At 67.8% G+C, this 17,710-nt stretch carries 16 protein-coding genes; 7 read left to right on the forward strand and 9 right to left on the reverse strand.

The genetic code is table 11. The features are described from left to right. Positions 1-31 precede the first annotated feature (31 nt). Positions 32-964: a 3-keto-5-aminohexanoate cleavage protein gene (locus tag JNK84_RS04775; protein WP_293421102.1), complete on the forward strand. Its 933-nt coding sequence runs from the start codon at positions 32-34 to the stop codon at positions 962-964. 75 nt (positions 965-1,039) lie between these two features. Here JNK84_RS04775 and JNK84_RS04780 read toward each other — a convergent pair whose 3' ends face one another. From JNK84_RS04780 to JNK84_RS04805, 6 genes are all read right to left on the reverse strand, one after another. Further along, positions 1,040-3,016 (reverse strand): alkyl/aryl-sulfatase, encoded by a 1,977-nt coding sequence (locus JNK84_RS04780; protein WP_293423474.1) that lies wholly within the window; start codon positions 3,014-3,016, stop codon positions 1,040-1,042. Positions 3,017-3,038: 22 nt separating this feature from the next. Further along, a complete protein-coding gene (locus JNK84_RS04785) occupies positions 3,039-4,646 on the reverse strand; it encodes a GMC family oxidoreductase (RefSeq protein ID WP_441343216.1) in 1,608 nt (535 codons plus the stop codon). Between the two features lie 166 nt (positions 4,647-4,812). Further along, positions 4,813-5,331, reverse strand: a complete 519-nt coding sequence (gene hutX, locus JNK84_RS04790; protein ID WP_293421106.1) for a heme utilization cystosolic carrier protein HutX — start codon at positions 5,329-5,331, stop codon at positions 4,813-4,815. Between the two features lie 4 nt (positions 5,332-5,335). Further along, the gene (locus JNK84_RS04795; RefSeq protein WP_293421108.1) at positions 5,336-5,683 is read right to left on the reverse strand and encodes an antibiotic biosynthesis monooxygenase family protein; all 348 of its coding nucleotides are present in this window, start codon (positions 5,681-5,683) and stop codon (positions 5,336-5,338) included. Positions 5,684-5,733: 50 nt separating this feature from the next. Then, entirely contained in the window at positions 5,734-7,233 is a 1,500-nt protein-coding gene (locus tag JNK84_RS04800; RefSeq protein ID WP_293421110.1) for an energy transducer TonB, read from the reverse strand. 52 nt (positions 7,234-7,285) lie between these two features. Beyond that, a complete protein-coding gene (locus JNK84_RS04805; protein ID WP_293421112.1) occupies positions 7,286-9,448 on the reverse strand; it encodes a TonB-dependent hemoglobin/transferrin/lactoferrin family receptor in 2,163 nt (720 codons plus the stop codon). Positions 9,449-9,703: 255 nt separating this feature from the next. Between JNK84_RS04805 and hemP the strand changes: the two genes are divergently transcribed. From hemP to JNK84_RS04825, 4 genes are all read left to right on the forward strand, one after another. Further along, positions 9,704-9,904 carry a hemin uptake protein HemP gene (gene hemP / locus JNK84_RS04810; RefSeq protein WP_293421114.1) on the forward strand — a complete coding sequence of 67 codons (201 nt, stop codon included), beginning with the start codon at positions 9,704-9,706 and terminating at the stop codon, positions 9,902-9,904. Continuing rightward, positions 9,901-10,812 carry a heme/hemin ABC transporter substrate-binding protein gene (locus JNK84_RS04815; protein ID WP_293421116.1) on the forward strand — a complete coding sequence of 304 codons (912 nt, stop codon included), beginning with the start codon at positions 9,901-9,903 and terminating at the stop codon, positions 10,810-10,812. Before hemP ends, JNK84_RS04815 begins: the two co-directional genes overlap by 4 nt. Positions 10,813-10,901: 89 nt before the next feature. Then, entirely contained in the window at positions 10,902-11,900 is a 999-nt protein-coding gene (locus JNK84_RS04820; RefSeq protein ID WP_293423476.1) for a FecCD family ABC transporter permease, read from the forward strand. Next, positions 11,897-12,724 carry a heme ABC transporter ATP-binding protein gene (locus JNK84_RS04825; protein WP_293421118.1) on the forward strand — a complete coding sequence of 276 codons (828 nt, stop codon included), beginning with the start codon at positions 11,897-11,899 and terminating at the stop codon, positions 12,722-12,724. The genes JNK84_RS04820 and JNK84_RS04825 overlap by 4 nt, the downstream gene beginning before the upstream one ends. On the opposite strand, the gene JNK84_RS04830 is transcribed toward JNK84_RS04825, so the two are convergent. Beyond that, positions 12,688-13,125: an RrF2 family transcriptional regulator gene (locus tag JNK84_RS04830; RefSeq protein ID WP_293421120.1), complete on the reverse strand. Its 438-nt coding sequence runs from the start codon at positions 13,123-13,125 to the stop codon at positions 12,688-12,690. The genes JNK84_RS04825 and JNK84_RS04830 overlap by 37 nt on opposite strands. 220 nt (positions 13,126-13,345) lie before the next feature. Here JNK84_RS04830 and JNK84_RS04835 point away from each other — a divergent pair, with 220 nt between their 5' ends. Continuing rightward, the gene (locus JNK84_RS04835) at positions 13,346-14,467 is read left to right on the forward strand and encodes a DUF6600 domain-containing protein (protein WP_293421122.1); all 1,122 of its coding nucleotides are present in this window, start codon (positions 13,346-13,348) and stop codon (positions 14,465-14,467) included. Positions 14,468-14,539: 72 nt separating this feature from the next. Here JNK84_RS04835 and JNK84_RS04840 read toward each other — a convergent pair whose 3' ends face one another. Continuing rightward, a complete protein-coding gene (locus tag JNK84_RS04840) occupies positions 14,540-15,784 on the reverse strand; it encodes a vWA domain-containing protein (protein WP_293421124.1) in 1,245 nt (414 codons plus the stop codon). 219 nt (positions 15,785-16,003) lie between these two features. Between JNK84_RS04840 and nhaA the strand changes: the two genes are divergently transcribed. After that, complete coding sequence (gene nhaA / locus JNK84_RS04845) at positions 16,004-17,194, forward strand: Na+/H+ antiporter NhaA (RefSeq protein ID WP_293421126.1); 1,191 nt, start codon at positions 16,004-16,006, stop codon at positions 17,192-17,194. Between the two features lie 21 nt (positions 17,195-17,215). Here the strand turns inward: nhaA and JNK84_RS04850 are convergent, their stop codons facing one another. Beyond that, complete coding sequence (locus JNK84_RS04850) at positions 17,216-17,521, reverse strand: hypothetical protein (protein WP_293421128.1); 306 nt, start codon at positions 17,519-17,521, stop codon at positions 17,216-17,218. Positions 17,522-17,710 lie beyond the last annotated feature (189 nt).

Consider the following 17,710-nt stretch of genomic DNA (forward strand, 5'->3'; position numbering starts at 1 on the left):
GCCCCGCGAAGGAAACGCGAAGGAAACCTCCATGGCCAAGTCCAAAAAGGTCATCATCACCTGCGCCATTACCGGCTCGATCCACACGCCGACCATGTCGGAGTACCTGCCGATCACGGCCCAGCAGATCGCCGAGAACGCGATCGCCGCGGCCGAAGCGGGCGCGGCCATCGTCCATCTCCATGCGCGCGACCCGAAGGACGGCCGCCCGGACCAGTCGGTCGAGGCCTATGAGCCGTTCCTCAAGGTGATCAAGCAGCGCTCCAACGTCGCGGTGAACATCACCTCGGGCGGCGCGATGACCATGACCGTGGAAGAGCGCGTGAAGCCCGCCGCGCACTACGCGCCGGAAGTCGCCAGCCTCAATATGGGCACGATGAACTTCGGCCTCTACCCGATGCTGGAGCGCTACAAGGACTTCAAATACGACTGGGAGAAACAGTATCTGGAGGGCTCGCGCGCCGGCATGTTCAAGAACACGCTGGCCGATATCGAGTACATCCTGACGACCTGCGCCAATAACGGCACCCGCTTCGAGGTCGAGTGCTACGATATCGGGCATCTCTACACCCTGCGCCACTTCGCAGATCGTGGCATCATCAAGCCGCCGTTCTTCATCCAGTCGGTGTTCGGTATCCTCGGCGGCATTGGCGGCCATTACGAGGACGTGGTGATGATGAAGCGCACCGCCGACCGCCTGTTCGGCGACCAGTATCACTGGTCGGTGCTTGGCGCGGGCCGCAACCAGATGCCGATCGCGGCCATGTCGCTCGCCATGGGCGGCAATGTGCGTGTCGGCCTCGAGGATTCGCTGTGGCTCGGAGCCGGACGGCTCGCCAAGTCGAATGCCGAGCAGGTCACCAAGGTGCGCCAGATCATCGAGGGCCTCGGCCTCGAAGTAGCGACGCCGGACGACGCCCGCGAAATCCTGGAGCTGAAGGGCGGCGACAAGGTCAATTTCTGACCGGGCGGCGATTGCCCAAGAGCGTCATGACGTACAAGGCGGCCGGGCCAGTCCCGGCCGCCTTTTCGTTTCGGCTCAAGGCGCCGACGGGCGCGGCTCGACGATCGGAAAGGCCGGCGAGAACTCGTCGAGGAGACCGGCCAACTCGCCGAACTTCAGGGGATTGCCGCTGAAGCGCACCTCGCCAAGCGCGATGGCGGCGGGAAAGGTGCGCTGCCGGGTGATGATCCTGTCGAATGTCTCGCGCGTCAGCGTGAAGGCCGCATCGGCGTCGGCGGCATGGCGCCCGGAAACATTGGTCAGCGTCGCGTTTTCAAGGTTCAGCGTGAAGGTCTGGTTCGTGTCGGTAAAGGTCCAGTTGATGACGATGCGCCGGCCCTCGGCCTTCTCGGCATTGAGCCTGACAGCCATGAAGTCGAACAGGAGATCGAGCGGCACGGCCTTGAGCATGTCGATATTGACCGAACTCGTCGCGGCTGCCCCGCCGGGCGGGCGCGGCACGCCGGAGCGCAACTCCATGGCGCCCATCAGATAGGCGTTGCGCCATGTGCCGGCCTCGGTCTGGTAGCCGAGCTGTTCGAGCGCGGCTGCGCCGAGCTCGCGCGCCTCGCGGTTGGTGGGATCGGCGAACACGACCTGGTTCATCACGCTCGCGACCCATCGGTACTGGCCGCTCGCGAAGTCGGCGCGCGCCCTGGCGATGACCGCGGTCGCGCCACCCATATATTCGACGGTCTTCTTCGCCGCCTCGACCTCCGGCAGGGGCGAGAGATTGGCGGGGTTGCCGTCATACCAGCCGAGATAGCGCTGATAGACGCCCTTCGCATTGTGGCTGAGCGTGCCGTAATAGCCGCGCACCGACCATTCGCGCGCTAGCGAGGCCGGAAGGCGCAACCGCTCGGCAATTTCAGCTGGCGTATGACCGTGATTGGCGAGCCTGAGCGTCTGGTCGTGGATGAACTTGTAGATGTCGCGATGGGCCTTCAGATAGGTCGCGATCCGCTCGCGGCCGAAAGTCGGCCAGTTGTGCTGGGCGATGACGATGTCGGTGCGCTCGCCGTAGCGGTCGAGCGAGTCCTGGATGTAGCGCGACCACGCGCGGGCATCGCGGATTTCGGCACCGCGGATCGTGTAGAGGTTGTGCATGGTCTGGTTGGCGAGTTCCGCCATGTTCAGCACGCGGAATTGCGGGAAGAACAGCGTCATCTCCGCTGGCGCCTCGGTGCCCGGCGTCAGATGGAATTCGACCTCGACGCCATCGATCATATGCGTTTCGTATTCCCGGGCGATGAGATCGGTCGGCGGGATCAGCGTCAGCGTGCCACGGGCGAGCGTGCGCCCAAGGCCGGTGTCGACCTGCCCGCGCGGGCCGGGCTCCAGATAGGAGCCGAACTGGTACCAGGCGCGCCGGCTCATGGCATTGCCGGCGATGACGTTCTCGGAGACCGCATGCTCCATGAAGCCTGACGGCGCGTAGATGCGCGTACGGCGCGCCTGAACGTCCTGATCGCCGACGATGCCCTTCACGCCGCCGAAATGGTCGGCGTGGCTGTGCGTATAGACCACCGCGACCACCGGCCGGCGCGGACGATGGGCGAAATAGAGTTCGAGCGCCGCCTTGGCGGTCTCGGTCGCGAGCAGCGGGTCGATGACGATCAGGCCCGTATCGCCCTCGACGATGGTCATGTTGGAAATGTCGTAGCCGCGCAGCTGATAGACGCGCTCCGTGACACGGAACAGGCCGTGGATGTTGTTGAGCTGGGCCTGCCGCCAGAGGCTCGGGTTTACGGTGGCTGGCGGAGCGCCGTTCAGGAAATCGTACGGCCGCATCGACCAGGCCGGCACGGGCAGAGGCCCGGGAACAGTGCCATCGGGGATGGCGGCGATGAAGCCGCGCCCGGCGTCCTCGAAAGCAGCCCGGTCGGAGAAGTCGAGCGCGCGCGTCATGGCCTCGTTGGCCGCGCGGGTCGCGGGTTCGGCGTCGCGCGGCTGGGCAAAGGCCGCGGATGCGATGACGCAAGCCGCCAGGGCGGCCGCAATAATGGTTCGCATGGTCATGTCATGGCTCGCGATGTCAGTGAGCGGTCTGTCCGGCACGCACCATGTCCGCCGCCTTCTCGCCGATCATGATCGACGGCGCATTGGTGTTGCCGCCGATCAGCGTCGGCATGATCGAGGCATCGACGACCCTGAGCCCCTCGACACCGCGCACCCGCAATTGCGGATCCACGACCGCGCCCTCATCGACGCCCATCCGGCAGGTGCCGACGGGGTGATAGACCGTGTCGACCTTGCGGCGCAGCAGATCGACGATCTCGTCATCGGTCGAAACGCCGGCCGTCACGATATCCTTCGTCGCCTGTCCGGCCAGCGGCGGTGCATCCATGATCCGCTTCGTCAGCTTGAAACCCTCGACCATGGTCGCAACGTCGTCGGGATGTCCGAAGAAGTTCGGATCGATCAGCGGCGCTGCCGCAGGATCGGGGCTGGCCAGCATGACGCTGCCGCGGCTCTTCGGGCGGAGCACGCAGACATGGCAGGAAAAGCCATGGCCGAGCGTCTGTTTGCGCGCGTGGTCCTGAACGATGCCGATGACGAAATGCAACTGGATGTCGGGAACCGCAAGGTCCGGCCGCGTCCTGAGGAAGCCGCCGGCCTCGGCGTAGTTGGTTGCGAGGAGCCCGCGCCGCTCCCGCTTGTAGCGGCCCCATTCCCGCATCAGCTTGACGCTGCCGGCGGGTGACAGGCCCACGAAGTCCGAATTCGCCGACTTGTAGGCGAAGACGAAGTCCGGGTGATCCTGCAGGTTCTGCCCGACGCCCGGCAGGTCGGCGACAACGGGAATGCCGAAGCGCGCGAGGTCCGCTGCCGCGCCCAGTCCCGACAGCATCAGGATCTGCGGCGACTGCAAGGCGCCCGCCGAGACGATGACCTCACGCCGCGCGCGGGCAATGCGGGTCTCGCTGCCGAGCCGGTACTCGACGCCGACCGCCCGCCTGCCCTCGAACAGGATGCGCGTCGTACGCGCGCCGGTGACCGCCTGCAGGTTCGTCCGCTTGCCGAGATGGGGCAAGACATAGGCGCGCGCGGCGCTGCACCGCTCGCCGTCCTTGTGGGTCACCTGATAGTAGCCGACACCCTCCTGGTCCTCGCCATTGAAGTCGGCGTTCTCCCGCAATTGCAGGTGCCGGCAGGCATCGAGGAAGAACTGGCCGCAGGGATTGTCGCTTCTCAGGTCCTGCACGGACAGCGGCCCGTCGCGTCCGTGCAGCGGCCCGTCGAGGCGCTCGTTGCCTTCCGACCGGCGGAAATAGGGCAGCACCTCGTCATAGGACCAGCCGGCATTGCCGAGGCTCGCCCAGTGATCGTAGTCCCATTTGTGGCCACGGATGTAGATCATGGCGTTGATCGCCGACGAGCCGCCAAGCCCCCGCCCGCGCGGCTGGTAGCCGACACGTCCGCCCAGCCCCTTCTGCGGCACGGTCGAGAAGCCCCAGTTATTGATGCGTGTCGGCAGCATGGCGACGACCGCCATGGGCGTGTTGACGACGAAACTGTCGCCGCCGCCCTTGCCCGCCTCCAGCATCAGAACCGAGGTTTGCGGGTCCTCGCTGAGGCGGCCGGCCAGGGCCGAGCCGGACGATCCTCCGCCCACGACCACGAAATCGGCGGTCCCGTCCACTGCCATGGCTCGCTCCCTTGAAGCCGATCGACCGGGGGGCGTCGGCTGGTGTCTTTACGACCTGGGGAGCAATGAAGGCGCGGCGGGCGCTGACCACAAGAGCGGTAAAAACCGCACCGCCGGGTCAGCGGCGGTGCGGCTTGCCGGCCCTGCCATTCCCGGCGGTTCAGGCGTATTTCGCCCGAAGGGTCTCGAACCGGGCGATCTGGTCGGGCAGCAGCTCGCGCTGGGCGTCGCGGCGCACGAAGATCTTGAACATGGCCTCGCCGGCGCCGTTGTAGAACTGGATCGACAGCGAGCGGCGGCCGTGGAACTTGCGGTCCACGAAGCAGACTTCCGTGCAGTTCGACGCCTTCAGGTGGCCGCCGATGGGGCTGTCGCCATGGACGTTGAACCAGCCATGGCCGGACGAGCCCTTCACCAGCGGGCCGTGGCACTCCAGCACCACGTCCGGCGTGTTGACGATGAACAGGATCTCGCCCCAGCCGGTGACGTCGTTCCAGACGTCCTCGAAGGCGGAGCCGGGAGCAGCGACACTCTCGCCGGCCGGCAGCATGGCGAGAACGTCGCGGACGGGCACGCCATGCTCGCGCGCGACATTCTCGATGACGCCGTCAGGCTTGGCGGCCAGCGCCGCGCGGGCAGCCGCCCGCCGGTCGTCGATCGCGATCACTTGAGCGGTCATGATCTCACTCGGCCGCGATCGAGGGCTTGCCGCGGTTGTCGTCGATCATGACGGCCTCGAAGCCCTCGAACTCCGGATGGCCCATGGAGGTCGGCTTCGCCTGCGGCTGGCCGGCGCGGGCATGCGACTTGCGGAACTGATCGGACTGGGTCCAGGCGGTGAAATCGGCCTTGGTTTCCCAGACGGTGTGGGAGGCGTAGAGCGTGTGGTCCTCGCGCTCCGGCCCCTTCAGCAGGGAGAACTCGACGAAGCCGTTGAGCTCGTTGAGATAGGACTGGCGGGTGCGCCAGATCGTCTCGAAATCGGCTTCGGCGCCCTTGATCACCTTGAAGCGGTTCATCGCGATATACATGGCAGTCTTCCTTCCTGGCTGGCGTTCCGGACGATCCGGGCGGCTGGCTGTTAGTGGAGCGTGTAACCAATGCGGGTGGAGATGGTCATCGAGGCCGGCCCCCCTTCGGGGATCGGCGGGAACGGCACGGCGCGGCGGACCATCGACAAGGTCGCCTGATCGAGCATCGGCACGCCCGACGAGGCGGTGACCGCGACGGAGGTGACCTGCCCGCCGCGCGTCACGGTGAAGGTGAAGCCGACGCTGCCGCGCTGGCCGCGATCCTGAGCCGCCTGCGGGAAGATCTTGAACCGCGCGACATGGGCGATAGCGCGCTGGCGATAACTCGCGACGGCCGCCGCATTGGCACCGCCCGAGGCCGCATTGCCTGCTGCGGCCTGCCGGTTCTGGCGGCCGACCCCCTCGCCGCGCGGCGCGGAGGCGGCGCGGCTCTCGGCCTGGCGGGCGGCGCGCGCCTCCCGCTCGGGCGAAGGTGTCGCCGCCGTCTGGCGGGTCGGCCGGGTACGCGACGCGTCGGTCGGCGCTTCGCGGCGGGTCGGCGGAGGCCGCGTCGCCTGCCGGCGCATGGCGGGCTCGCGCCGCTGCTCGCGTTGGACAACCGGCGGCGTTACCGGACGGGACGGGGTCGCGGCCAGTTGGGGCGGCGCGGGCGGCGGTTCGACCGCCGGCGGCGAAACCATCGCCTGAACCTCGGAGGGCTGCGGCGTCTCGACACGCTGGGTCGGGTCCTCGACCGGTTGCGGCGGCGTCTCCTGAACGGGCTGCGGCTGGACCTGGGGATTCGGCGGAGGCGGTGTCTCCTGCACCGGCTCGGTGACCGGCTGCGTCTCGACCGGCGGTGGTGGAGGAGCGCGGTCCATGATCGGCAGGGTGTCCGGCATGGGCGGGGTCGGAAGCTGGTCGATGATGCGCTCGGCTGTGGTCACCGGGTCCGGCTGGGCGACTGGCGGCTGTTCGGCGGTCGCATCGGTTGGCTCGGTGGCGGGGCGCTCGGGCGGCGTCTCGGCCGGCGGCGCCTCGACAGCCTGACGCGCCTCCGTCGTGGTCGCGGGCGCCTGGCCGTCTTCCTTGCCGCTGGCGATCTCCTGCTGCGACGCCGCCGCCTGATCGGCAGCGGCGACGAGCTCCACCGGAATGCCGTCCTCGCCGTCGGCCGGAAGGACCGGCGCATTGAGGCTCGCCCATGCGAACAGGACGACAGCGCCGACATGGAGCAGGACCGAAGCGACGACCGAGGCGGTGACCCGCTTCGCCGGCCTGTCGACCGGGAGTGCCGCGTCGCGCTCCGCCAGTGCAATGTCGGGAGCAACAGCTGCGGTGGCGCCGGCCGATGAGACCAGAACCTCCGGCGCGGTGGCGGCGGGCGATGGCGACGCGATGGCAACGACCGGCGGAGCGGCGGTCTCCCCGGCCTCCTGCCGGACCGCCTTCACCGCCATGGCGATGATCGCGGCCTCCGTTTTCGTCGTGCCGCTCGCGGGAGCGCCATCCGCCGTGAAGAGGATCGGCTCCAACCTGTCGGGAAGCCGGACGCGGGCGCGGACCGGCATCGCCGTCGCCGCCTTGCCCCTCCGAGCTGCCGCACCGCGGGCCATGGCCGCCTCAGAACTTCGCGGCCATGCTGACGGACACGGAACGGCCCGGCGAGCGCAGGAGTTCAAGCGTCGGCAACGTTGCCGACTGGCCGGCCACGTCGATGGCATTGAAGTAGCGGGCGTTGAAGACGTTGAAGATGCCCGCGCGCAGCGTGACGTTCCGATTGATCTCGTAGGAGCCGAGCAGGTCGAAGACGGCATAGGCCGGCGGCTGGAAGATGTTCGCAGCGCTGACCCGCGTCTTCGTCAGCGCGGCCTTCATCCGCGCCTCGATCATCCAGTTCTGCGGGCTCGTGTAGCGCACGCCGGCAGTGCCGGTGAGCGGATCGACCGAATCGAGCGGGGCGCCAGTCGTCTGGTCGGTGCCGTTGGCATAGGCCAGGGCGCCGTAGACCATCCATTCCGGCGTCACCCTATATTCGCCGCGCGCCTCGAAGCCCCAGATCCGGACCGACGACAGGTTCTGATATTGCGAGACGCCGAAGGGGAAGGCCGGGTTCGTCCGGTCGATCACCACCGTCTGGATGAAGTCCTTGTAGAGGTTGTAGAACGCGCTGACCTGGAAGCTCGAGCCATTGGCAAAGCGGCCGCGCAGACCCGCCTCGAAGCTGTCGACGGTTTCCGGACGCAGGCCGAAATTCGGCACGATCGCATAGCCCTGCGCCGGATTCTCATAGGCGAAGTTGGCGTTGTCGTAGGGCGGAGCGCGGAAGCCGCGCGCATATTGTCCGAACAGCCGGAAATTCTCGGTGAGGTCGTAGGTGAGGCCGAGCTTGGGCGAGACGGCGAATGCAGAGACATTGCCGACCTGGAGGCCGGAATTCGTGTTGTAGAAGGCGGCATCCGGCCTCGGCGACAGATGGTAGTAGTCGAGGCGGATGGCGGGAATGATCCGCAGCGCGCCCCAGGTGATCGTGTCCTGGATGTAGAACGCGGCCTGCATCGTCTGCGTGTCGGGGAAGTTCTTGTTCGGATAGACCTCGCCGCCGACCGGACCGGGAATCGGCAGGCCGGTTCCCAGGTTGATCTCGATGCGGTTGCGGGGACGCGAGGTCCGGGTGAAGTCGGCCGTCAGGCCATAGACGAAGCGGTGGTCGAGGCCGGCGAACTGGCGCTGGGCCGAGAACTGGGCGCTGGCGCCGAAAATCTGCTGGCGGAAATCGAAGTCCGAGACCCTCAGTCGGTTGGCGGGCGCGGGAGCCACGACGCCCGAGCGGCGGGATTCGTCGAGATGCTCCTGGCGGTCGAAGTCGGTCGCGAAGGCGGTGAGCATGATCTCGTCGGCGATCGCCCACGACAGCTGCTGCGTCCAGTCCAGGCTCAGGCGAAAGCGCTTGTTCGTGTCATGCGCGATCTGCTCGGTGACGGTGGCCGAACGCGAGGAAACGATGTCGGTCGCGACCCCGCGCCAGAGCGCCTCGCCGGTCAGCCGCCAGCGACCCGATTCCGGCGTCTCGTAGATGAGCTTGGTGAGGATGTTGTTGGACTGGAAGGAGGCCGGGTTGGCGCGCCGCGTCGCCGAATTGATCTGCGTCTCGGTGCCGTCGCGCCGGGTGTAGGAGAACAGGAACTCGAACGGGCCCTGCCGGGCAGCCCCGGTATGGGTATGGGCGAACGAACGATTGACGCTGTCGAAGGACAGTTTCGTCCCCGCATACCAGTCGCGGCCGACCTCGCGCAGGTAGTCGGCGGGATCCTTGGTCACGAAGGAGACGACGCCGCCAATGGCATCCGATCCGTAGAGGGCCGAGGCCGGGCCCCGGATGACCTCGACGCGCTTCAGGCTGTCGTAGTCGATGATGTCGCGGGTGTAGAGGCCCGGGCCGACATTCGAACCGGGATAGTCCGGCACGCGCTGGCCGTCGACCTCGAGGCGAACGCGATTGTCGCCAATGCCGCGGATGAAGAAGTTGCCGGCGCCGACGCGGGTCGGCGAATTGCTCACCGCAAGGCCCGGCTCGCTCCGCGCGAGATCGCGCGGCCCCTGGATCAGTTGCTGGTCGATCTGGCGGTCGGTGATCACCGTCACGACGCCGGGAGCGTTGTAGACGGTCGACGGCGCGCGCTCGGCGGAGACGGTGATCTCGTCCTGAGCGGAGGAAACGCGGCCCGCGGCGTCCTGCGCGAAGGCCGGACCGGACGAAAGGGCGAGAAGGGAAACCGACGCCATGAGCGCCGAACGTCCGAGACGGATGTACATGATCGAGACCGCAAGCCTGAATTCAATTGTGTTCGGCTGGCTGGCTTCGACGCCTCGGCGTCCGGCTGGCTGGCATTCTTGGCCGTGGATAGTGGTCGTCCCGGCTCACTTGACGATGCCTAAATAACCTGACTACCAATGTCAACAATAGGTCCAGCCAATGCATTTTTGAATGCTTCCAAGATATTGGGCCTGATTGTTGCAGTTCTAAACTAGGTGCCCCCGATGATGTCCGCTCCCATTCAACCGTCGTATCGGGCTTCATCCACGCCGCATTCCGACGCGGCCAAGGACGGCCCAGAAACGATCCCGACGGTCGAGGTCGGATCGATCATCGGCACGGGGCGGGAGGCTGTGATCGTCCACAAGGGCGAGCGCTACCGTCTGCGCATCACCGCCAACGACAAGCTGATCCTGACCAAATGACCGCGCCTTCGCTTCACCGGACATCGCTGCTGTCGCGCCGTGCCCTGCTCGCCGGCCCGGCGCTGGCGGCCTTGGCCCTGCGGCCGGAGATCGGTCGCGCGCAGGCTGCCCAGCGCATTGTCGCCGCCGGTGGCGTTGTCACCGAGATTCTCTATGCGCTCGGTCGTCAGGACCTGATCGTCGGGGTCGATACGACCAGCCTGCATCCGCCCGAGGCCATGCGCGACAAGGCCAATGTCGGTTATGTCCGCGCGCTTTCCGCCGAGGGCGTGCTGTCGCTGAGACCGACGGTTCTTGTCGCCATCGAGGGCGCGGGCCCGCCCGATACGGTGAAGCTGATCGCCGAGGCCGGAGTGAAGGTCGAGCGGATCGGCGAGGACACGTCCGAGAAGGGCGTCGTCGAACGCATCCGCGTCATCGGGCGCTTTGCCGGTGTCGAGGCGAAGGCCGAGGAGCTGGCGGTGGCGGTCGAGCGCGATTTCGCGTTGCTGAGGCAGCTGCGCGGCGCTGTGACGGCGAAGAAGCGCGTTCTGTTCGTCCTGTCGCTGCAGAACGGCCGCGCCATCGTCGGCGGCAGGGGCAGCAGCGCCGACGCCATCATCGCCCATGCCGGCGCGATCAATGCAGCCGAGGCCGTCGAGGGCTACAAGCCGGTGACGGACGAGGGAATCATCTCGGCTGCGCCCGATGTCATCCTGATGATGAAGCGGGGCAATCACGCGGCCGCCCCGGACGAGGTCTTCGCCCTGCCCGCCTTTTCCGCGACCCCGGCCGCCGCCGCCAAGGCGCTGGTGACCATGGATGGCCTCTACCTGCTCGGCTTCGGTCCGCGCACCCCGGAAGCCGCGCGCGACCTGATGGCGGCGGTCTACGGGCTCAACGGTGACAGCGGGAGCCGCCGGCCGTGACCATGATCGCCGAGGCGGCCACCGTCTCGACCCTGTTCGCCTCCCAGCGCCGCAAGCTGGCGGTGGCGGCCGTCCTGTTCGCACTGCTGATGGCCGCACTCGCCGTCGCCTCCCTCGGCAGCGGCGCGGTGAAGATCGCGCCCGGCCGCGTGCTCGAGGTGCTGCGCGGCTGGATTTCCGGCGATGCCCAGATCATGCAGAGCCGCGAAGCGCTGGTGATCGTCTCGATCCGCGTGCCGCGCCTGCTGCTCGGCGCGATGATCGGCGCCGCGCTCGCCGTTTCCGGCGCGCTGATGCAGGGCCTGTTCCGCAATCCGCTGGCGGATCCGGGCCTTGTCGGCGTCTCGTCCGGCGCGGCCCTGGCCGCGGCCTTCACCATCGTTCTCGGCGATCGCATCTTCGGCACGGTCTCGGCGCAGCTGCCGTTCATCCTGCTGCCGTTCGGCGCCTTTTTCGGCGGCCTCGCCTCGACCCTGATCCTCTATGCCATCGCGACCCGCCACGGCCGCACCTCGGTTGCCGTCATGCTGCTCGCCGGCGTCGCGCTCGGCGCCTTCGCGGGGTCGCTGACAGGTCTCCTCTCGTTCATCAGCGACGACCGGCAGCTGCGCGACCTCACCTTCTGGGCGCTCGGCTCGCTGTCCGGGGCGAGCTGGACCAAGGTCATGGTCATCGCGCCGCTGGTCCTGCCGGTGCTGCTCGCCGTTCCCATGCTGGCGCGCGGGCTCAACGCGCTGCTGATGGGCGAGGCCGAAGCCTTCCATCTCGGCATTCCCGTGCAGCGACTGAAAAGCGCCGCCATCGTCATGGTCGCGGTGGCGGTCGGGGCGAGCGTCGCGGCGGCCGGCGTCATCGGCTTCGTCGGCATCGTCGTGCCGCACCTGCTGCGCCTGATGTTCGGGCCCGACCATCGCATGCTGCTGCCTTTCTCGGCGCTCCTCGGCGCGACGCTGCTGACCGGCGCGGACCTGCTCGCCCGCACCATGGTCGCGCCGGCGGAACTGCCGATCGGCATACTCACAGCGGCGATCGGCGCGCCCTTCTTCCTCTGGCTGCTGCTGCGCCGCGACCGGAGTCTCGACGCATGACCACTCTGCTCCGTGCCGACAATGTCGGCGTCGCCTATGGCCGGGCAAGACCGGTGGACGACGTGTCGCTGACGCTCGCCGCCGGCGAGCTGATGGTCGTCGTCGGACCGAACGGCGCCGGCAAGACGACGCTGATGAAGCTGCTGACCGGCGAGATCAGCCCCTCCGGCGGGCAGGTCTTTCTCGACGGCGAGGACCTCGCCCGGATTCCCGCCTGGCGGCTGGCATCGAAACGCGCGGTGATGGCGCAGGCGACCCGCCTCGCCTTTCCGTTCACGGTCGCGGAAGTGGTCAGGATCGGCATCGACAGCGTCGGCCGGGCGCTGACGCGCATCGACCGCGAGCGGACCATCGGCGAGGCCCTGCGCGCCGCCGATATCGGCCACCTCACCGGCCGCAGCTACCAGACGCTCTCGGGCGGCGAGCAGCAGCGCGTGCAGTTCGCGCGGACATTCGCGCAGCTCAAGGCCGGGCAGCGCATATCCGGCCGGCAGGTGCTGTTCCTCGACGAGCCGGTGGCCAATCTCGACCTCGCCCACCAAATCGCGCTGATGGAAAGCGCCGCGACGCTCGCCCGCGACGGCATGGCTGTGATCGCCGTCCTGCATGACCTCAACCTCGCGGCGACCTTCGCCGACCGCATTCTCGTGATGCACCGGGGCCGCGCCCATGCGCTCGGCAAGCCGGCAGAGGTCGTGACGCGCGCCAATGTGGAACTGATCTTCGGCGTCGACATCTGCCGCGAGAACGGCTCGGTAGGCGGCCTGCCGGTGGTCCTGCCGCAGAATTATGCGCGCAGCCTGATGGAGCGCGGGGCCGCCTGACCCGCCTTGCGCGCGAGCGCGCGCGGCTCGATGTCGGCGAGGCTGGTCTCCTCGAGCGGCTGGAAGAAGCCGCGATGCGCCCGGAACATCAGCTTGGCCACGGGATCGCCGGACTGGTCGGTCATCAGGAAGTTGGCCGGGCAGTCGGCCGGCTCGAAGGCGCGGACGATCTCGGCGACTTTCATCTCATCGGCGGCGCGCACCAGGCGCAGGCCACCGTAGCGGCCGCGTTCCGCCTCAAGCAACCCCGCGCGGGACAGGGCATGGGCCGTCTTCTGGACGTTCAGGAAGGTGATGCCGGTCGCCTCGGCGAGCTCCGCCGCCTTGACCGCATGGGGCCAGCGGGCCGAAAGCTCGGCCATCAGGCGAATTGCATCGACGGTGCGCTGGTTGAGCCACATGTATCGTGTCTAGCCCAAGAGCGGCAGCCGTGAAAGCACATTCTGCCCTGATTTCAGCTGCTTGACCGGGCATTCCGCCGCAGTGGCCGGCGCCCTGCCATATGGCGCGGCGCGGTGTGCCGCAGGCCCCGCAGGTTTCCCGCGGAAACAATTGAACGGTTCGCTTCCCCGCCACGACACACAGGCGATGGCCTTCTGCCACACCCCAGGGAGAGCCCCGATGAACCGCAGACCGCATGCCAAGGCCGCCGCGATCGTCTCGTCCTTCGTCGCCGCCACCCTCTTCGCCGCCAGCACCGCCCTCGCCTCCACGGCAAGCTCCTTCGCCCCGCCTCCGCCCCCGGACGAGGCGCCGGCCCCGGCTGCGGCCGCGGCCGCGGCCGCGCAGCAGATGCAGCAGGCCAATCCCGTCGACCAGTTCCGCCAGACCCTCCAGGCCTTTGGCTCGTTCCACACCCATCCGCTCTACGGCGAGGTGTGGAATCCTTCCGAGCAAGTCACGCCACCCGGCTGGTCGCCCTATCCGGCCTGCCACTGGCAGTTCGACCGCGAGCAGCGGACGTGGGTGTTCAACGACCCGACTGAGTGGGGCAGCATCGTCCATCGTCACGGACGCTGGGCCAACGACCCCCAGCACGGCTGGATTTGGGTCGCCGACGCCAATTTCGGACCCGGCTGGGTCATCTGGCGCAGCGAGGCGCAGAGCGTCAGCTGGGCGCCGATGCTGCCCGAACAGCTCGGCAACCAGCCGCCGCGCGACGGCTGGCAGCGTCAGGACCTCGCCTCGCTCCATTCCGGCTGCCGCCAGAGCCCGCCGCCGGCGCCCGTCGCCGCCTACCGGCCGCTGCCCGATCCCGGTTCGGTCGCGATGATAGGCCATGGCGGCCCCGCCTACATGTCCGATGGCCCGGTCTATGTGCCCGGCCGCCCGGTCTTCATTCCCGGCAGGCCGATCTTCGTGCCCGGCCGGCCTCCCATCGTCGGTGGTGGCCTGCCGCCGTCCTGCAGCACGGGCATCAGGCCGTCGTGGTGCCGCCCGATCTGCGCGGTGCGGCCCCATGCGCCGGGCTGCCGGCCCCATGGCCCGCATATCGGCCACAGGCCCGGCCATATCGGCAATCCCTGCGGCCGCTTTCCGACCCTCGTCGCCTGCCGCACGGCCCATCGCCCCATGCCGCACCGACCCTTCGCTCATCGTCCGGTACCGCACCGCCCCTTTGTGCAGCGCCCCTTCCACACGCCGCGCTTCGTGGCCCGGCCGATGCAGCACAGGCCGTTCGCCGGGCAGTTCCGCGGCGGTCCGAGGATGGCCATGGGTCACCGCGGCTTCGCCCGCCGCTGATCCCGGCTGAGCAATAGAGGCAATGGCAGCCCCGGAGCGATCCGGGGCTGTCGGCCGTTCAGACGCTCGGGATCAATTGGTCAGGCGCAGGCGTGTGAGCTGGCCACCGATGTCGCGCAGCGTGCCGTCGAGCTGCGCCGCAGTCGTCATGTAGACGAACTTGTCGGTGCTCGAGGCGCAGGCCCGCAGCACCGAGGAAACCGGATCGCCGCTGGTATTGATCTGGATCGTGTAGATCATGATGCCCGCCGACTTGATCGCGTCGCACATCAGCCGCTGCCGGGCATCGATCTGCGAGGCGCGCGAATAGAAGCGGCTTTCCGTGTTCTGTCCGTCCGACAGCAGGATGATGACGTTCTTGTAGGAATATTGCGGGTCCAGCGGCGGCGCATTCATGGGAATGCCCGGCGTCAGCGTCTGCCACGCCCAGGCAAGGCCGATGCCCTGGTTGGTGTTACCCGCCGGGCGCATCTGGCCGACCGTGGTGCGGAGCTGCGCCCAGTTCGAGGTGAGCGGCAGGATCTCCACCGGCGTACCCCCGGTGTCGCCCGACGCGATCGAGGGGAACCGGCTCGCCGTGCTGTTCGGCAGGGCATTGGAGATGTCGAAATTCTGGTCGCGGTCCTGAATGACGCCATCCCATTGGACCGAGCAGACTTTCTTGGAGCAAACGGTAGCGCCGTCCCAGCCGATCCAGGTGGCGTCGCGATAGCGCGTCCCGACATTGACGACCTTGGCGAAGGGTATGACCGAGACCAGCACGTCACCGTCGGTCCGGGCGCTGGACTGAAGCTGGGTCAGAAGGTTGAGGGTCGCGGTCTGGAGCGCGGTCATCTTGCCCGCGCTCGCCATCGAGCCGGTATTGTCCAGCGCCAGCGCCACCCGCAGGCGCGTGATGCCCCATGCCGTCTTCGAGGAGGTGCCGATTGGAACCTCGGGGATGCCGACAAGGGGCAGGAAGGTGGTCGGCATGTTGAGCTGCGCGGTCAACTGCAGCGTCGAATTGGTGACCTGAATGGTCAGGACCGGCGTCCCGACGCCGCGCTCCTGGAACTGCGCCGCAAAGAAGGCCTGCGCGTCGGCGGCGACCTGCGCCGCCGTCCGGCCGCTGGCGTGGGTAGAGGCCGAAATGGCGGCGGCATCGAGGGCGGCCTGCAGCTTGGATTGCAGTCTGGCCGCCGCGGCATAGTCCACGGCAGCGCCGATCAGCCCCATGATGGGCAGGATGCAGATGGCGAACAGCACCGCAACCGCGCCCTGCGCGTCGGACGAGAGACGGCAGGCAGCCCGGCGAAGGATCAGAACCGAGCGGGCCACTATGATACCTCAGGTAACGGGGAATGAGGCGTAAGCTCGCGCCAAAGTCTTAAAGTTTGTTAGGCTGATTTCTGCAAATGCAACACAGAGGCCCTCATCGCAACGCATGGCGCGCGGCTATGCCGCATCGGGCAAAGGGCTGGGTTTTGCTGCGATTTGCCTCCTGAGAGACCATATAGAACGATCGAACGACGCTACAGGGAAACGGAATCACAACGCATGATGGCATCACGCATCGAACGCCGGCCCTCCGCGCTCCGCGCATTCCTTTCGAGCGCAGCCGCAGGCGGCATCGTGCTGATGATGGCGGCCACGGCCGCGATGATCGTCGCCAATTCACCGCTCGCGCCAAGCTATTTCGCGGTGCTCAAGGCCTATATCGGCCCGCTCAACGTGCTGCACTGGATCAACGACGCGCTGATGGCCGTGTTCTTCCTGCTGGTCGGCCTGGAGATCAAGCGGGAGTTCGTCGACGGGCGGCTCTCGACTTGGTCGCGACGCATTCTGCCCGGTGTCGCCGCCGCTGGCGGCATGATCGCCCCGGCGCTGATCTTCATCGCCATCAATGCCGGGCAACCCGCAACGCTGCGCGGCTGGGCGATCCCGACCGCGACCGATATCGCCTTCGCGCTTGGCGTACTGGCGCTGCTCGGCAACCGCGTCCCGGTCTCGCTGAAGATCTTCCTGACCGCGCTGGCGATCATCGACGATCTCGGCGCGGTGGCGATCATCGCCGCCTTCTACACCGCCGACCTGTCGCTTGCCTGGCTGGGCGGCGCCGTCGCGATCCTTGCCGTCCTCACGATCCTCAATCGCCGCGGCGAGGAACGGCTGCCGATCTACCTGGCCCTCGGCGCGGTGCTCTGGGTCTTCGTGCTGAAGTCGGGAGTCCATGCGACACTCGCTGGCGTCGCGCTCGCGCTGACCGTCCCGGTCCGGACGACACCCGGACAACCGGACGACCCGCATTCACCGCTTCACATCCTGGAACATGCTCTGCAGCCGTGGGTCGCCTTCATGATCGTGCCGATCTTCGGCTTCGCCAATGCCGGCGTGTCGCTGGCCGGCTTCGACCCGGCGACCCTGATCGCGCCGGTGCCGCTCGGCATCGCGGCCGGCCTGTTCTTCGGCAAGCAGATCGGCGTGTTCCTGACGACGTTCGCGGCCGTCAAGCTGCGCTGGGCAGATTGTCCCGAGGACGCCACCTGGCCGCAGGTCTATGGCGTGTCGATGCTCTGCGGCATCGGCTTCACCATGAGCCTGTTCATCGGGCTCCTCGCCTTCCCGACCGCTCCGGCGCTGCAGGACGAGGTCAAGATCGGCGTCCTGACCGGGTCGCTGCTGTCGGCCTTCGTCGGGACGCTGGTCCTGCTCGTCGCCAAGCGGGAAGTCCATCCGACGCCGAGCTGACGCGCGCGGGGGTAACGCGCCTCAGCGCAGGAAGCCGTCGAGGATGTCGTCGAGCCGCTTGGTGGGCGCTGCCTGGCACTCGCTGGTGACGCGGGTCAGCACCTGCTCGTAGGTCATGGTGCGCAGGATGTCGCGGTTCTTGTGGAAGGCCGAGGCGGAGAGGTAGCCAAGGAACCACTCGCGGTATTCGGCGGCCTGCGGCGTCGTGCGCACCCGCAGCCAGACCGAGCACTGATCGGTCCCGTGGCCGAGAATGCGGATGGCCTCGGCCGGCGAGGCGGCGCCGAGAATGGCTGCGAGGGCGAGGATCGGTCCGAGGCGGCGCATGGTCGTCTTCTCCGGGAAGCGCACCGGACGGCCCGGCTGCGCGGCGGCGAGAGACTAGCCGCCGGCCATGCCTTGGCAAGCGCAATTGGGCGCCAATGCCGATACGGAATGCGAAACGATTGAAATCATTGCGCCGCAGCACGGCGGAAAGCGCATCCGGGCCATGCGCGGCGACAGAAAACCCCGTCC

The organism is Phreatobacter sp., assembly GCF_016793595.1.
GTDB lineage: Bacteria > Pseudomonadota > Alphaproteobacteria > Rhizobiales > Phreatobacteraceae > Phreatobacter.

Excerpts from the sequence above, each read along its gene's own strand:
- JNK84_RS04775 (WP_293421102.1), top strand. The coding sequence starts at position 32 with ATGGCCAAGTCCAAAAAGGTCATCATCACCTGCGCCATTACCGGCTCG.
- JNK84_RS04780 (WP_293423474.1), bottom strand. The coding sequence starts at position 3,016 with ATGCGAACCATTATTGCGGCCGCCCTGGCGGCTTGCGTCATCGCATCC.
- hutX (WP_293421106.1), bottom strand. The coding sequence starts at position 5,331 with ATGACCGCTCAAGTGATCGCGATCGACGACCGGCGGGCGGCTGCCCGC.
- JNK84_RS04795 (WP_293421108.1), bottom strand. The coding sequence starts at position 5,683 with ATGTATATCGCGATGAACCGCTTCAAGGTGATCAAGGGCGCCGAAGCC.
- JNK84_RS04800 (WP_293421110.1), bottom strand. The coding sequence starts at position 7,233 with ATGCCGGTCCGCGCCCGCGTCCGGCTTCCCGACAGGTTGGAGCCGATC.
- JNK84_RS04805 (WP_293421112.1), bottom strand. The coding sequence starts at position 9,448 with ATGGCGTCGGTTTCCCTTCTCGCCCTTTCGTCCGGTCCGGCCTTCGCG.
- hemP (WP_293421114.1), top strand. The coding sequence starts at position 9,704 with ATGATGTCCGCTCCCATTCAACCGTCGTATCGGGCTTCATCCACGCCG.
- JNK84_RS04815 (WP_293421116.1), top strand. The coding sequence starts at position 9,901 with ATGACCGCGCCTTCGCTTCACCGGACATCGCTGCTGTCGCGCCGTGCC.
- JNK84_RS04820 (WP_293423476.1), top strand. The coding sequence starts at position 10,902 with ATGGCCGCACTCGCCGTCGCCTCCCTCGGCAGCGGCGCGGTGAAGATC.
- JNK84_RS04825 (WP_293421118.1), top strand. The coding sequence starts at position 11,897 with ATGACCACTCTGCTCCGTGCCGACAATGTCGGCGTCGCCTATGGCCGG.
- JNK84_RS04830 (WP_293421120.1), bottom strand. The coding sequence starts at position 13,125 with ATGTGGCTCAACCAGCGCACCGTCGATGCAATTCGCCTGATGGCCGAG.
- JNK84_RS04835 (WP_293421122.1), top strand. The coding sequence starts at position 13,346 with ATGAACCGCAGACCGCATGCCAAGGCCGCCGCGATCGTCTCGTCCTTC.
- nhaA (WP_293421126.1), top strand. The coding sequence starts at position 16,004 with ATGATGGCATCACGCATCGAACGCCGGCCCTCCGCGCTCCGCGCATTC.
- JNK84_RS04850 (WP_293421128.1), bottom strand. The coding sequence starts at position 17,521 with ATGCGCCGCCTCGGACCGATCCTCGCCCTCGCAGCCATTCTCGGCGCC.